A 15,871-nucleotide genomic window follows, 5' to 3' on the forward strand; every position below is an offset into this window, starting at 1 on the left:
CGGCGGCCGACCGGGCTCACTCCCGCTCGAAGGCCCCGATGTCGGGCTTCGTGTCGCGCGGGCGATTTGCCCCATCGGTGCGGGGAGCGCCTTCGGGCGTGCCCTTGTCGATGGCGGCCGAGCCGCTGTCGAGTCCGAGGTTGTCCGGCCAGCTCAGGAACTTGGGATCTCCCACGTCGTTGTTGCGTCGCACGGCGCCCCCGGTCGACTGGTTGAGTTGCGACAGCGTCAGGGCCTGGCCAGGGGCCCGGTACAAAACCGTGCCGGTGTCTTCGTGAAACAGGTTGAACTCGAAGACCCGGGGCCGGCTCTTGTCGTCACCCTCGGCGAAGAAGGGGCCTTCGCAGGCGTGGTGGCTGAAGATGTTGTTTCGCACGGTGCCCGCCGTGGCGCCACTTCGTCCCTCCGCCGTTTGCCACACGGCCGTGACGCCCTGGCACTCGTCCGCGCCCAGAGAGACGTCGAGGGTGTTGGAGTGCAGGTCCGGTGCGTGCTGGCGCGCGCCCACCGTGACCACCACGGCGTTGGCAGTTTCGGTGTGCTCGTCGTCCTTCGGGCAGTGGCTCCCGAAGATCACGTTGTTTTCGACGCGCGCCTGGCTGTCGTCGGCGGCCAGCCCCACCGCCCGTTTGCCGCAGCCGCCGTGAATCCGATTGCGCTCGAGCCGTGTGGGCCCCCCTGCGAGGACCACCCCGTAGCTTTGCGCGCCCCTGCCTCCCTCGATGAGGGCGTTGCCCGCCACCAGGGCGCAGGCTCCGTCTTCGCACACCACGCCGGCCGAGCCGAGCGTCTCGGATACCTGGCTGCCCCGAATTTCGGCGTTGTCGAGCACCTGGCAGAGGCTGCGCGCCTCACCATCGGCGCCACAAAGCACGCCGAAGCCGCTGTGCGCTTTGCCTCCCGTCACGCCCACGAAGCCATTCGCGGCAAAGCGGGGATGGCAGGCCCCCCGCGCCAGGATGCCGACCACGGTGGCCTGCTCGGCCCCGGGGGCGGCGCTGACATGCGGGTTGGAAACCACCCACGGGGTCTCCTCGTTGCAGGACTCGAAGAGCAGGCCCGCGCTCAGGGTGCGCCCGTCTTCGGATTTCACGAAATTGCCCGCAAGCACCGCATCGGGTGAGGGGCCGACCAGCCGCAGCCCGGCGGCTTGATCCGCCGGCCCAGCGCAGAGGGCATTGTTGGTCACGCGCGCGGCCGCGGCCCCGATGAGCTCCACGGCGAAGGCGCGAGCCCCGGCGCTGGCGCGGGAGGCACCCCAGATCCCGGCTCCGGCCGTGCAGGCCGCCCGGCAGCGCCCCTTGTCGTCGAAGGAGGCGCAGTTGTCGACGAGCTGCACCGTCGCGTTCGCTACCCTGACGCCCACGGCCAGCTGCTGCGCCTCGCCGCCTACCACCTGGCTGCGCGTGATGAGTGCCTCGGCGCCGTTTTTGACCTCGATGCCCACCGCCTCGTCGAGTTTGTTCCCGCCGGCGATCGCCACGTGGGAGACGACCGCCCCCTTGGCTCCGTCGACCGTGATGGCGACGCCGCGTCGTCCCGGCGCGGCTTGCGCCAGGCGAAAGCCTGAAAACACGGTGGTGGACTTCACGGACGGGGGGAAGCTGATGCCCTCGACGCTCCTCAGCACCAGCGTGGGCGCGTTGATCGGTACGGGCGCATCGGCGCTGGGCGGGCACAGTGTCCAGGTGGTCGATTCGAAGCCGCCCACCACCGAAATGCCGTCTCTCAGCAGGAGGGACTTGCCCTCACCGGCAACGAAGTCCGTGGGCTCGTCTTTGGGGGGCACACAGGTGAGGCTGGCTGCCACGCAGACCTGGCGCGGGCGCGCGGGGTCGGCGGCGGCCCAGTCGATCGCCACCTGGAGTGTACGGAAGGGAAGCGCCCGCGAACCGTCCGCCTTCGCGTCGTTACCGAGCTGGCTCACGTGCACGCACGTCGAACAGTCTTCGTCGATCGTGCCGTCGCAGTCTTCGTCACCGCCGCCGCAGCCGTCGTCCTTGCGGGGCGCGGGTTTGGGCTCGCAGATCGGGGCGTCAGCCCGGTCCAGGGTCGTGACGCAGCTGGTGACCGTGTTGGCACAGACGCCCAGGCCGCACGTGAGGCGGATCCTGTCGCCGGGCGGGCACGTCGGCGGGTTCCCGCCTCCGCTGTCGGGACCCTTCGTGTCGCCGGCGTCATCTGGGGGCGTGGGATTTTCGAGGGGGGCGTCTTTCGCGTCCGCCGCATCCTGCCCTTCGGCCTCAGGCACGCCCAGGTAGAAAGGGTTGGGCTCGTCGCAGGCCCCCAGAGCGAACAGGACGGCCAGGGCAAGGCCGCACGAGGCCGCCCGACCCGTCTGGATTGCGATGACAACCTTGCAACCTGCCATGAGGGCCCCCATCAAAGCCGGAGATCCCACAGTTTATCACCGGCGCCCCACGCGGGACCAGCGCTTCGATTCGGCCCCCCTTTCGGTGTACCATCTTTTCATGCTGAAGGAGGCGGACCCGGCCCGCAGGAAGGTGCTGCCGGCGACCGGCTCGTGGCGTTCCCTGGGGCGCGCCAGGACCGTTACGCACGCCGCCCTCGGCTGCCTGGCTTGGGTCTCGTGCCTGGGGGCTTCCGCGTCCGGGCATGCGGCGGCGGCCTCGTCCACGGTGCAGCGGGTGGCCGTCGTCCGCGTGACACACGAGGGCGCCATCCCTCCCGGCGCCCAGCAGGCCTTCGCCGACCACCTGGTGGAGGGGCTCGCCGTAGCCGAATTCCAGGTTATCTCCGGTCCTACCGTCGCGCGGCGCCTCGAGGCCAAGCACCTCACCTGCAACGACAGCGACTGTTACCCCAAGCTCGCCTCCACTTTGGACGTCGGCTATTTGGTGGTGGGGCACGTCGCGGAGTCCAACAAGACCTACGACATCACGCTCGAAATCATCAACGGCCGCACGGGCGCCACGATCGGCCGGCGGCGCGAGCGTTGCGAGACCTGCGGCATGACCGAGGCGGCCGAGAAGGTGGGGCTTGCCGCTTCGGCACTCCGCAGCCGGCTCGAAGCTTTGGCGCGGACGCCGGCGCGCGTGGTGGTGCGCAGCCGTCCCGGGGGCGCGGAGGCTTCCATCGATGGTCAACCGGTAGGGCGAACTCCCATCGACCTCGAGCTGACGGGAGGGCAGCACCACCTGGCGCTACGGCTGCGCGGTTACCATGACGTCGCCCGCACGTTCACGGTGGTCAGCGGGGTGGACGAGGCGCTCGAGCTCGAAATGCTACGCCCGCCGAGCACGTTTCCCTACCGCTTGGTCGGGTGGCTGGCCCTGGCGGGCGGAGCCGCCTTGGTGGGCGGCGGGGCCTACGCCGCCGCGATCGACGGCAGCGAGCTCGCCTGTGCGGAGGAAGTCAAGGACGTACGAGGGCGCTGCCCACGTCTGCGCGACACCGACGCGCTCGCGGCGACGCTGGTGGGTGTGGGGGCGGCCTCGATGGCCCTTGGGGGCGTGGCTGTGTGGGTGGCCACGCAGCAGAGCCGGACCGACGGGGACAGCCCTTCGGTCAGCCTGGTGGGTCTCCGGGTTTCGGGTCGGTTCTGAGGCTCTTCAGGGGCCAAGCCGGGCCTTGACGCGTTCGATGCGGGCGGCCACCTGGGGAGTCTTCGGTCCCAGGAGCTTTTCGGCCGTTTGGTAGGCGTTCAGCGCTTCCGAAAAGCGCAACAGCCTGAAGTAGGCGTCGCCCAACACCAGGTGCCCACCGGCGGCTTTCGGCGCAAGCCGCGTCGCGCGGCGGGCGAAGTCGAGGGCCTCGACGTAGCGGGCCCGCTCGAACGCCACCTGCGCCATGCCGCCCACGGCGGCCCCGTCGAGAGGATCGGCCCTGACCGCCTGACTGAAGGCGGTTTCGGCGTCAGCCAGATCCCCCCGCGCCATGGCGGCGCGACCCCTACGGACGGCCGCGGCCGCGGCCTTCGGGTTGCGCGGCACATGGCGCGTATCTTCGGCGGGCTCTCCCGGTTTGGTTCCCCGCGTCGTGGGTGCCTTGGCCTCGCGAGGCGCGGGCGGCTCGGGCGGGGCGGGCGCTTCCGCCGGGGCGGGCGCTTCCGCCACTGCCAAGGGCGCGGCGGACGGAGGCTGGGCGCGGCTTCGCGCTTCCAGGTCTTCGGGATCGAGGAGCAACACCAGCTGATAGAGCGCGCGGCCCTTGTTGGGGTCGCCGCGGTCCCAGGCTTCGCCGGCGCGCGTCCGCAAGGCGTCCGCCAGCTTGGCCTTGACCTGGCCCTCCCCATCGAGCTCCACGGTCTTTTTCAGGGCCAGCCGGGCTTCCGAAAGCCTTTCGTTCTGGGCGGCCAGGAATCCCGCCGCGGCGGCTTCGCGAAGCTCGTCCCGCGGCGTTGCCGGGGGCGGGGAGGCGGCCGAGCCTTCCCGAGCGGCGCGGGGCGGGCGCCGCCCGAGCGCCTGACGTTCGACCTGCGTCAGCTCGGCCTTGCGGGCCAGCGCGGGGTCGTCGGGCCGGAACGCCAGGGCGTCTTTGAAGCGCAGGAGGGCGAGGTCGCGGAGCCCCGCGCCAAGGAGCTCGTCACCCGTGGCGGCCAGGGCCGAAGCGTAGGCACGTCGGAGGCTCTGCGCGCCGGGCGAGGTCCGTCCCAGCGCCTCGGCCTCTCGCTCGGCCCGTTCGATGAAGTGCAAGGCCGAGTCAGTCTGAGGGCGCACGAAACGCTGCGCACGTCCGGCGCGGTCGGCGCTCTCGAGCAGCTCCGCCACGGATTCCGCCTCTTCGGTGTCCGTCACGGGTACCCGAACCACCTTCACCACTTGCTCGGGCGCACGCAGCACGCCGAGATAGACCGCGGCCGCCGCCGCGACGAGGGCCGCCCCGACGGCCGCCACCAGCACCTGCTTGCGGGGCCCGCCGCGGCCCGGCATGCGTTGGGCCAGCTTGCGCCGCCACTCTTCATCCACCGCGGGCAGGGCCAAGGCGTCGTCCCAGGCGGTCTCGAAGCCGGCCTCGATCTGCGCTTCGCAGAGCAGGGCTTCGACCACCTCCATGCGTTGCGGGCGATCTTCGGGCGCCTTGGCCAGCATCTGCAGCACCACCTGCTCGAGACGCGCGGGCAGCTCGGGCCTGAGCTCGCGAAGCGCACGGGGTGTGGCGTTCACGTGGCGCTCGAGCACCGCCCCCGGGTCCTCACCCCCGAAGGGTACCTGGCCCGTGAGGGTTTCATAGGCGAGCACGCCCAGGCTGTACACGTCGCTGCGGTGGTCGTAGCCCGCGCCGCGTGCGCGCTCGGGCGCGATGTACTCGGGAGTCCCGGCGATGCGGTCTTCCTTGCCTCCGTGGTCGAGCAAGCCCGCGATGCCGAAGTCGACGACCTTCACGGCGTCTTGCCGTTTCGCGTCGGCCTGCAGCATGACGTTGTCGGGCTTGACGTCGAGGTGAATGATGCCCTTTTCGTGCGCGGCGCCCAGGGCCTTGCAGATCTGGCGCAAGATGCCCACGGCGCGTGGGGCGGGCAGGCGGCGCTCGATGTCGAGCAGCTGGGCAAGGGATTGCCCCTCGAGATACTCCATCACGAAGTACACCTGCCCGTCGGGCAGCGCGCCAAAGTCCGTGACGTCGCAGATGTAGGGGCTACCGATTTTCGAGGCCGCGCGTGCTTCTTGCCGGAACCGCTCCACCGCCTCCGGCACCTGTGCGATCTCGGGCAGCAGCGTCTTGAGGGCGACGCGCTTTTCGAGGTCGATGTGAAGGGCGGCGTAGATCGCACCCATCGCGCCCTCGCCTACGCGAGACAGCACCCGGTAGCGCGTGCCGGGGATGACGTCCCCGGGAGACAGGTGGGCCGACATGCTGGGGACGTTGCCTCCGAGTGACTACTGTAACACCCGCCGCTCGCCGGAGGGGGCCCGGCGCCGCAGCCCCGCGGCCACGGGAATAAACGAAAAGCCCGCCTCGGCTCTCCGAGACGGGCTTTGCATTCCCTTTTGCTGACCGGCTTTGAATGGCTGGCCGGGAACGGGACGCTTTAGCTAGCGTCTGCGCCGCTGTCGGCGGTCGCGGCGTCGCCCGTGGCGGCGTCACCGGTCGCGGCGTCGCCCGTGGCGGCGTCACCCGGCTTAGCGTCGGGGGTTCCACCGCTGCCACCGACGGCGCCGTCTTTCGCGCCCGTGTCAGTCACGTTGGCGTCTCCCACGGACGCGTCCCCCGGGGTCTCTTCGGTGTCATCGTCGCAGCCCACGAGGGCGAGCGGCATGGTGAGGGCGGCAGCGAGGCCGAATACTTTCAGAACGTTGCTAAGGCGCATTTTCTCTATGTCTCCTTCCGACAAATCAGCAAAAGTCTCGTGAAAAGTCGCCAGGAACCTACACGTGGTTCTGTGCCTTGTCTAGAGTTTTCACGCACCGGGATGCACTTCGGGACGCTTATGTTTCCATGGTTAACGGCCCTATAAATCTTTGTAACTACTTGATTTACCAGCGTTGCCGAAGACGCGGGCCACGGACACGACCCAAGTTGACCAGGGAACCGCCGCTGCCTCCACCTGCGCTTCGAGGTCCTGGCCTCCCGGGAAGAGCCGCGCCCCGACCGAAACGAAGCGCTCCGGGGCGAAGGTGATGGGGAGGTCCAGGGCGGCCTCGTGAAACCCGAAAAAGCGCCGCACGAGCGGAAAGCCGGCCTTGTAAAGCGCCTCCTTGACCGAAAAAGCGAGCCGCGCCTGGCGTTGCCTCTCCTCGGCCTCGCACCCCGCGAGGGCGGCGCGTTCTTCGGGACGCAAGATGCGCCGCGAGATGTCCACGTGACCCGGCGTCAGGACCTCGACGTCGACGCCCAGGCCCCCGAGGCAGCCCGTGACCGCAGGCGCCACCAGGGCCACCGCCACCTGGTCCTTGTGGCTGACCGACCCCCAGAGGTGGGGGGGCAACAGGGGTTCCCCGGCCGCCCCGCGCAGGATGGGGGCGTTACAGGACAGCCCCGCTTCGGCCAGGGCGGCTCTCAGCGCCAGGCGCCCCCCTGCGAAGGTGCGCGCCCGAGCCGCCGGCAAGTCCGCCAGCAACGCCCGCTCTTCGGGCCACAAGCGCTCGGTGACGCCCGCCACGTCGTCTGGGCGACCCCCTTCGGGAAGGTGTACCCCCACACACATGCCAAAGGGCGTCAGCACACGGAGCGTGGGGACGTAGGGAGGGAGCACGCCGCGCGAGTCTACGCGACCTGCGGGCCGCACGTTCGAGGGTCACGTTCAGGGAATCGGGGGGCTCCCGTCGATGCGGCCTTGGACCCGGTTATCCACCGAGGGCGCCCCGGCGCCGGCGCCGACGACCATCAGGAGGCCCCCCATCACGCTCAGGTTCTTGAGAAAGTTCACGAGCTGCATCTGGCGCTCGAGCCCTCCCAGGTTCCAGAAGTCGTGCATGATCAAGGTGACGGGAATCAGATAGAGCACGAGGACCAAAGCGCCCAGCCGGGCAAAGGAACCGGTCATCAGGGACAGCCCGCCGGCAAGCTCGGCCACGATGGCCAGGGCCAGGAAAAGTGCGGGCGTGGGAACTCCCTCAACACGCAAGAGCTCGGTCGTGGCGGCGAACCCGACGACCTTGCTGACACCGCCGAGCACGAAAATGAGCGAGAGGAGAACGCGGCCGAACGCCAGCATCCCCGGCCACGCCACTGCCACGGTCTGGGGCGCGAGGTCCCGTTGACCCACCAACAACCGATCTTTCCAGATTCGTTCCATGCCCATCCTCCTGGGGCACAGGGTGCAACCCGGGTGCCACCCGTAAGGAGGGCGGCTAGGGGTGCATCAGGGCCGAAACCGCAGTGAGCTCGCTGGGTGTGAGATCCACACGCGACTGTCCGAGTGCCAAGCAAGCGGGCAAGGGGCAGCCGGCCGCATCCAGGAACGCCCGCGCGAGGCGTCGTCCCAGGTTGCGGTCGCTGGCCGTGAGGGAGCCGAAGCACACCTCCCTGACCACCGTCTCGCAGAACTGCCAGTTGTCGTCGGTGTTCTCGCGCCCTGTGTGCAGCAATCCCCCGGCGGCCAGGGCTGCCAGCATTTCCCCAAGAGGCGTCTCGGTCGTTTCGCCGAGCAGCGCCGTGAGGCCTGCCGTCGAGAAGGTCGTTCCGAAGACGCTGGCGGCGCGAAGTAAACGCTTGGCGTCGGCCCCGAGTAGGTCGAGTTCGCTTTGGACGAGGCCCGCCACGGAATCGGGCACGACGGTGCGGCTGGGCACGAGCGCGTGCCGGGCGAGCTCTTCGAGGCAATACGGGTTGCCACGCGATCGCTCCAGGATCCAGGCGTCCAGCGTGGATTGTCCCGCGGGCAGCAGGCCTCGAAGGGCGAACTCGAGATGGCGCTGGGCGAGGGGAGGGAGGCGAAGCCGCAGTGGCCCGTGGCCCTCGAGCAGGTCGGGGATGCGATCGTCCAGCTCGGGCCGGGCCGAGATGACGACGAAAAGGGGGCTCTGGGCGAGTTGGGTCAGCAGCCGGTCGAGAAGCTGCAGGGAGCTGGTGTCGGCGAGGTGCGCGTCTTCGAGCACGAGGACCGTGGGCCGTGTGCCGCATGCGTGTTCCAGCCACGACACGAAGGCGCCTGCGGCCGCGGTGACATCACCGTCGAAGGAAAGTCGTGCCTGGTCGAAGATGCCCGAAAGGGCCCTGTAGGGTGCAACGCTGCTGATGGGCAAGGCGCGGCCTTGCAGGATGAGGAAGTCCTCCGGGCGCCCCTGCAGTTTGCGGAGCCACTCCGCCAGGAGCCGTGTTTTTCCGAGGCCCGCGGACCCCACGAGGATGGCTGCGCCGGACGCGTCTTCGCTCACGCTCGTGGCGAGGGCGGTGTCGAGCGCGGCCAGTTCGCGATCGCGTCCGCAAAACCGGGTGATCTCCCCCAAGATGCGGCGGGGAGCGGGCAGCCCGTCGCGCTCGCGCAGCAACAGGTGCTGGGCGCGTTCGTGCAGGATCGCGAAGCGTTGGCTGAGCAAGCGCGCCGACGTATCGTCCGTGACGACCCCACCGGGCGCAGCCTTGTCGAGCAAGATCGCCGCTTGCTCCACCACCTCGCCGGCGGGAAGGCGCGCGAGCAACACGCCCCGCCCTGTCGCCATGGATCGCCTGAGATCGGGGTGATGGGCGGCCAGGTGCAGGCCCATGCGCGCGATCTGCTCCACCTGCTCGGTGAGGGAGAGCAAGGTGGGCGCGGTCACGATGAGGGAGCGCTCGAGAAGCCGATCGATGCGTCCCCCGAAGGGCTCGAGCGTGGCGGCGAGCTTTGCCAGAAAGTCTTCGGAGACGCCGTGGCCCGGGAGGTCCCGGGTTTGGCCGCTTGGCCGCTGCGTGCGTGCGACCAGCAGCACGGACATCACCCGCTCCTCGTTGTGGGAGAGCACGTCGCGAGGTAGGCGCCGAAGCTGGGGTATCTGGGGCAGGGCCAGGGGCGAGGGGCCCTCGAGCGGAGCCAAACGTTCTGCGATCACCGCCATGCGCCGGGCGAGGGTCAGGGCGTCGGCGGGGCGATCCTCTCGGCGATTGGCCAACATCGAACTCAGCAAGCGGCGCAGCTCGGGATCCACCTGCTGCAGCTTGAGATCGATGTTGGGTCCCTGCCCCGAGGCGATCCTCGTCATGACCTGTGCAGCGGTGTCGCCCGCAAACGCCGGCTCGCCTGTCAACGCTTCGTACATCACGCAACCGAGCGCAAAGATGTCGACGCGCCCGTCCAGATCGCCCATGCCGCGTGCCTGCTCGGGAGCGTTGTACATGGGGGTGCCCACGGTGTTGCCGCGCTTCGTGAGGCGGAAGGCGTCGTCGGTCCGGCGTGCCACGCCGAAGTCGATCAGCTTCGCGTCGGAGACGCGGAAGCCGGAGAGAAAAATGTTGCTGGGCTTGATGTCTCGGTGAATGACGCCCAAGTTGTGGGCCGTCGCCAGGGCTTCGAGGACCCGCGACGCCATGCGCGCGGCCAGGCTGGGGGACAGGCGCCCTCGGGCCAGCCGCTCGTCGAGGGTCTCGCCTTCGAGCCACTCCATCACGTAAAAGGGCTCGCCGTGCGACGTGGTACCGTGGTCGATGAAGCGAACGATGGCGCTGTGCTTCAGCTCGGCGAGCAAGGCTGCCTCCCGTTCGAAGCGGGCGGCGTCGCTTTCGCCCTTGCCGTGGAGCACCTTGATGGCCACCGTCTGGCGCGTTTGCCGATCGTAGGCCTGGAACACGGTCCCCATCCCCCCGGTGCCCGCCTGGGACTTGAGTTCGTAGCGCTCGCCGAGATGCGTTGTTTTCGTCGGGATTGGAGACACGGCGAGCGTCCCATTCGGCACTTGTTGCCCAGCCCTTGAGGCGCGCAGGCTGCCTCGCAGCGGTCCGTCCTCGGGGGAGGGGACAAGCCACCGACTTGACCCACGCTGGACACCGGTGTAGGGCTCGTCATCGAGGATACGGGCCCTGCCTGGGCTTTGTTTGTCCTCGTCCCCTGACAAGTGAAGAGCAAGCTGTGTCTTGGCAGACCTCGCCACGGAGCCGTTGGTGGAGAGGTTTTCCGCCGGCCTCGCTTTTCGAATGACGAAACGAAGACATCATGACGAACATCGCCTCGCACCCCCTGGCCGCCCTCCTCGAACGACGCATCCTGGTTCTGGATGGCGCCATGGGCACCATGATTCAGCGCTACAAGCTGACCGAGGCCGACTTTCGGGGCCAACGATTTGCCAATCACGGCTGCGATCTCAAGGGTAACAACGACCTTCTGGTTCTGACCCGCCCCGACGTCATCGGCGCCATCCACGAGGCTTACCTCGAGGCGGGGGCCGACATCGTCGAGACGAACTCCTTCAGCTTGACCCGGGTGGCTCAAGCTGATTATCAACTCGAGTCGCACATCCACGAACTCAACGTGGCGGCTGCGCAGGTGGCGCGTCAAGCGGCCGACAAGTTCACCGCCCTGACCCCGCACAAGCCCCGCTTCGTGGCCGGATCGATCGGCCCTACGAACAAGACGCTATCGCTGTCGCCGAACGTACAGGATCCTGGCTTTCGCGCGATCACCTTCGATGAGCTGCGCGAGGCCTTCAAGGAGCAGATCCTGGCGCTCATCGATGGTGGCGTGGACCTGCTCTTGGCCGAGACCGTCATCGACACTCTCAACCTCAAGGCCTGTCTGGTGGCCATGGACGAGGCGTTCGAGGAAAAGGGTAAGCGCCTTCCGATCATGATCTCCGCGACGATCACCGACAAGAGCGGGCGCACCCTTTCGGGCCAGACGATCGGCGCCTTCTTCACGTCCATCGAGCATGCCCGTCCGCTGTCCGTGGGGATCAACTGTGCCCTCGGCGCCAAGGACATGCGTCCCTACATCGCCGAGCTGTCGCAGCTGGCCCGACACAGCTACGTCAGCTGTTATCCCAACGCGGGCCTGCCGAACGCCTTCGGCGCCTACGACGAGACCCCTGACGAAACGGGCGACTTCCTGGAAGAGTTCGCCCACGCGGGCTTCGTCAACATCGTGGGGGGCTGCTGCGGGACCACCCCCGAGCACATTCGTGCCATCGCCGAACGCGTGAAGACCATGCCGCCGCGCAAGCCTCCCCACACGGACGCGCCGTTTTCGCGTCTAAGCGGCCTCGAGGTGCTCGAGCTTCGCCCCGAAACGAACTTCATGATGATCGGTGAGCGCACGAACGTGACGGGCTCGAAGAAGTTCGCCCGGCTCATCGTGGGCAACGACTACCCCGCGGCTCTGGAGGTGGCCATGGACCAGGTGCGCGGGGGCGCCAACATCATCGACATCAATATGGACGAGGGCATGCTCGACTCGGAGCGCGCCATGGTCACCTTCTTGAACCTGGTGGCCAGCGAGCCGGAGATCTGCCGTGTGCCGATCATGATAGACAGCTCGAAGTGGTCGGTGATCGAGGCCGGTCTCAAGTGCGTTCAAGGCAAGGGCGTGGTGAACTCGATCAGCCTCAAGGAAGGCGAGGCGGACTTCCTGGACAAAGCCCGGAAGGTGCGCCGCTACGGGGCGGCCGTGGTGGTGATGGCCTTCGACGAAGAGGGGCAAGCCGACAACACCCCCCGGCGCGTCGAGATCTGCACGCGCGCCTACCGGCTGCTCACGGAAAAGGCGGGCTTCGACCCCCGCGACATCATCTTCGACCCCAACATTCTGGCCGTGGCCACCGGCATCGAAGCGCACAACGCGTACGCCTTGAGCTTCGTGGAGTCCGTGCGTCTCATCAAGGAAGCCTGCCCCGGGGTGAAGATCTCGGGCGGGGTGAGCAACCTATCGTTCTCGTTCCGCGGCAACGAGGTGGTCCGCGAGGCCATGCACACGGCCTTCCTCTACGAGGCGGTCAAAGCGGGCATGGACATGGGCATCGTGAACGCCGGTCAGCTCGGTGTCTACGAGGAGATCCCGGCCGAGCTGCGCGAACACGTGGAAGACGTGCTGTGGAACCGTCGCCCGGACGCGACCGAGCGCCTGGTCGAGCTGGCCGAGCGCTACAAAGGGGGAGGCAAAAAGCGCGAAGAAGACCTTGGTTGGCGCCAGGAGCCCGTCGAGCGTCGTTTGGCCCACGCCCTCGTGCGCGGCGTGGACGATTTCATCGAGGTGGACGCGGAAGAGGCGCGCGTGAAGTTGGGTCGCCCCCTTCTGGTCATCGAGGGGCCGCTCATGGACGGCATGGCCGAGGTGGGTGACCTCTTTGGCGCAGGCAAAATGTTTCTGCCCCAGGTGGTCAAGAGCGCGCGCGCCATGAAAAAGGCGGTGGCTTACCTCACTCCCTTCATCGAGGAAGAGAAGTCTGCCTCCGACAGCGGCCCCCGCGCCCGCATCTTGATGGCCACGGTGAAGGGCGACGTGCACGACATCGGCAAGAACATCGTGGGCGTGGTGCTGGGCTGCAACAACTACGAGGTCGTCGATCTGGGTGTGATGGTGCCCACCGACAAGATCCTCGATACGGCCATCGCCGAGAAGGTGGACGTGATTGGTCTTTCGGGGCTCATCACCCCCTCGCTCGACGAGATGGTCTATGTGGCCGAAGAGATGCAGCGCCGCGGCTTCAAGCTGCCGCTGCTCATCGGTGGCGCCACCACCAGCCGCGAACACACGGCGGTGCGCATCGCACCCAAGTACGAAGGCAACGTGGTGCACGTGAACGACGCGTCTCGTGCGGTCAACGTGGTGGCCAGCTTGCTCGATCCCAAACAGGTGCAGGACTACGGCGACAACAACCGCGCCGAGCAGGACAAGCTGCGTCGCATCCACGAGAACAAGCACCAGCGGCCGCTGCTGGCCTACACGGACGCAAACCGGCGCAAGCCCATCGTCGAGTTTCCTCCCGAGGCCATCGCGAAGCCTGCGTTTCTCGGGCGCCGCACGCTCGAGGTGCCGCTCGAGGAGATCGTCCCCTACATCGACTGGACGTTCTTCTTTACCGCGTGGGAGCTGCGGGGGCGGTTCCCCGGGATCCTCGAGAGCCCCAAGTACGGGGTGCAGGCGCGGGAGCTCTTCGACGACGGCCGGAGGCTGCTCGACCGCATCCTGCGTGAGCGCAGCTTGACGGCCAAAGGGGTCTACGGACTGTGGCCAGCTGCTTCGGAAGGCAACGACATCATCGTCTTCGACGAACACGACGAGACGCAGGAGAAGCTGCGGTTTTGCATGTTGAGGCAGCAGCAGGAAAAGCCGGGCGAAGACGCGCCGAATGCGCCCATGCGCTGCCTGGCCGATTTCGTGGCGCCGCGGGGCAGCGGCCGAGGGGACTCTCTTGGTGCTTTCGCCGTGACGGCCGGGCTGGGCGCCGATGACTTGGTCGCCCGTTACCAAGCCGAGCATGACGACTATCACGCCATCATGGTGAAGGCGCTGGCGGATCGTCTGGCCGAGGCGTTCGCCGAGATGCTGCACGAGAAGGCCCGTCACGATTGGGGCTACGGGCAAGACGAGGCGCTCACCAACGACGACCTCATCGGCGAAAAGTACCGTGGCATTCGTCCCGCGTTCGGCTACCCGGCCTGCCCCGATCACTCAGAAAAGACCAAGCTGTTTGCGTTGCTCGACGCCCCCGCTGTGGGCATCACGCTGACCGAGAGCTTCGCCATGCTGCCTGCAGCGGCCGTGAGCGGGATCTATCTGGCCCACCCCGAGGCGCGCTACTTCAACGTGGGCCGCATCGGGCGTGACCAGGTAGAGGCCTACGCCGCCCGCAAGGGTATGTCTGTGGGCGAGATGGAGCGGTGGCTGGCCCCGAACTTGGGCTACGAGCGACAGCGTTGAGTCTCTGATCGCCCCGCGAGGGCCCGCAAGACACACGCCCATCGGGTCAGGTCGAGCGTCTGCCCGTGGCGCGGCTCAAGTCCGTGCCGCAGGCAGACGATACCCGGCGCGTGCTTCGCACCGAGGCATGACCGTGCCGCTCGATCCCTTTCATTTACCCCAGCCCGGCACGGCCGCGACCCTTTCTCGGAGGCCCGTCTTGCGCGTCCAACTCTTCGTATCCGTTGCTCTTTTAGTCTGCTCGTTGCCTGCGGTTCAGGTGGCGGGACCAACGTTCCCGCCGACGCCAGCGTGGCGCCGGACGCCAACACGGGGACCGGCACGGCGGATGCCGGCGGCGCTGGCGGGGGAGGCGTAGATGCTCCCGTCGCAGGGGGCAGTGGAGGCACGGCAGATGCCGGTGGGCCGACAGGTATGCCTGACGCGGCCGGAAACGCCGATGCAGGCACCGTGCCTGATTCCGGCGCTCCCGACGCCGGGGATCCCTGCGCGGTCAACAACGGCGGCTGCGATCCCCTCGTGATGTGTACGGCCGGTGCCGGTGGCGCCGTGTGTGGCGCGTGCCCCGCGGGGTACGCGGGAGATGGCGTGGTGGGGTGCACCGACGTCGACGAGTGCGCGGCCAACAACGGCGGCTGTGACCCGCTCGTGACCTGCATGAACACCGCCGGCTCCCGGACCTGTGGCATGTGCCCCGCGGGGTATGCGGGCACCGGGGAGGCAGGCTGCACCGATGTGGATGAGTGCGCTGCCACAACCCCTCCTTGTGATCCTTTGGTGACCTGCACGAACAGCGCGGGTAGTTTTACCTGTGGCGCGTGCCCGAGCGGCTACAGCGGCGGTGGCGTCAGTGGGTGCATGGACGTCGACGAATGCGCGACGAACAACGGGGGCTGCGATGCGCTGACCACGTGCACGAATACCCCCGGTTCCCGGACGTGCGGGGCGTGTCCGGCAGGGTACATGGGCACGGGAGCCACGGGATGTGCGAACATCAACGAGTGCGCGGGCAACCCGTGCCAAAACGGCGGCAGCTGCACGGATGGCGTGAACGCCTTCACGTGCACCTGCGCGGCGGGCTATAGCGGCACCACGTGCGAGACGAACATCGACGAGTGCGCGGGCAACCCATGCCAAAACGGCGGCAGCTGCACGGACGGGGTCAATGGGTATTCGTGCACCTGCGCGGCGGGCTTTAGCGGCACCACGTGCGAGACGAACATCGACGAGTGCGCGGGCAGCCCGTGCCAAAACGGCGGCAGCTGCACGGACGGGGTCAATGGGTACACGTGCACCTGCACGGGTGGATATGGAGGCCCGACCTGTGCGGACGTGGTGCCGCACGTCCAGATCCTGTTGCATTGTGCGACGGGTACCGATGTCCTCAACACCTTCTCGGGCAGTGGGTGCTTCGGACCCGTGGCGCCGGGTGGCGCCTCCTATGCCTTGCTGCACGGGGGCCTGACCAGCGTCACGGTGTGGTCGGGGCCCAACTGCACCGCGTGTTCCTACACGGTTACGAGCGATCTCAACTTCTGCGGCGCCTCGTTCTCGGGCTGCGGAGGCTTGAATGACAACGTTCAGTCGGTGAGCATCCCGTAGCGAAGACGGGAGCTTGGCTCCTGGGTCGCCCCGTGTCCG

9 protein-coding genes are annotated in these 15,871 nt (G+C 68.1%); 3 read left to right on the forward strand and 6 right to left on the reverse strand.

What is annotated here, in order from left to right; all coding sequences use genetic code 11:
- Positions 1–16: 16 nt before the first annotated feature.
- Positions 17–2,371: a hypothetical protein gene (locus tag KA712_01500; GenBank protein ID MCG5051611.1), complete on the reverse strand. Its 2,355-nt coding sequence runs from the start codon at positions 2,369–2,371 to the stop codon at positions 17–19.
- Here KA712_01500 and KA712_01505 point away from each other — a divergent pair.
- Positions 2,370–3,566 carry a PEGA domain-containing protein gene (locus KA712_01505; GenBank protein MCG5051612.1) on the forward strand — a complete coding sequence of 399 codons (1,197 nt, stop codon included), beginning with the start codon at positions 2,370–2,372 and terminating at the stop codon, positions 3,564–3,566. The two genes, KA712_01500 and KA712_01505, sit on opposite strands and share 2 nt — an antisense overlap.
- Positions 3,567–3,572: 6 nt before the next feature.
- Here KA712_01505 and KA712_01510 read toward each other — a convergent pair whose 3' ends face one another.
- From KA712_01510 to KA712_01530, 5 genes are all read right to left on the reverse strand, one after another.
- The gene (locus tag KA712_01510) at positions 3,573–5,816 is read right to left on the reverse strand and encodes a protein kinase (GenBank protein ID MCG5051613.1); all 2,244 of its coding nucleotides are present in this window, start codon (positions 5,814–5,816) and stop codon (positions 3,573–3,575) included.
- Between the two features lie 176 nt (positions 5,817–5,992).
- Positions 5,993–6,271, reverse strand: coding sequence for a hypothetical protein (locus KA712_01515; GenBank protein ID MCG5051614.1), 279 nt, complete (start codon positions 6,269–6,271; stop codon positions 5,993–5,995).
- A 141-nt stretch (positions 6,272–6,412) separates the two neighbouring features.
- Positions 6,413–7,156 (reverse strand): 4'-phosphopantetheinyl transferase superfamily protein, encoded by a 744-nt coding sequence (locus KA712_01520; protein ID MCG5051615.1) that lies wholly within the window; start codon positions 7,154–7,156, stop codon positions 6,413–6,415.
- Between the two features lie 48 nt (positions 7,157–7,204).
- The gene (locus KA712_01525; protein MCG5051616.1) at positions 7,205–7,618 is read right to left on the reverse strand and encodes a DoxX family protein; all 414 of its coding nucleotides are present in this window, start codon (positions 7,616–7,618) and stop codon (positions 7,205–7,207) included.
- 136 nt (positions 7,619–7,754) lie between these two features.
- On the reverse strand, positions 7,755–10,253 hold the full coding sequence (locus KA712_01530) for a protein kinase (protein MCG5051617.1): 2,499 nt from the start codon (positions 10,251–10,253) through the stop codon (positions 7,755–7,757).
- A gap of 278 nt (positions 10,254–10,531) precedes the next feature.
- Between KA712_01530 and metH the strand changes: the two genes are divergently transcribed.
- Both metH and KA712_01540 read left to right on the forward strand, forming a co-directional pair.
- Positions 10,532–14,230, forward strand: a complete 3,699-nt coding sequence (metH, locus tag KA712_01535; GenBank protein MCG5051618.1) for a methionine synthase — start codon at positions 10,532–10,534, stop codon at positions 14,228–14,230.
- 414 nt (positions 14,231–14,644) lie between these two features.
- On the forward strand, positions 14,645–15,832 hold the full coding sequence (locus tag KA712_01540) for a hypothetical protein (GenBank protein ID MCG5051619.1): 1,188 nt from the start codon (positions 14,645–14,647) through the stop codon (positions 15,830–15,832).
- Positions 15,833–15,871: the final 39 nt, after the last annotated feature.

The organism is Myxococcales bacterium (assembly GCA_022184915.1).
Lineage (GTDB): Bacteria > Myxococcota_A > Polyangia > Fen-1088 > Fen-1088 > JAGTJU01.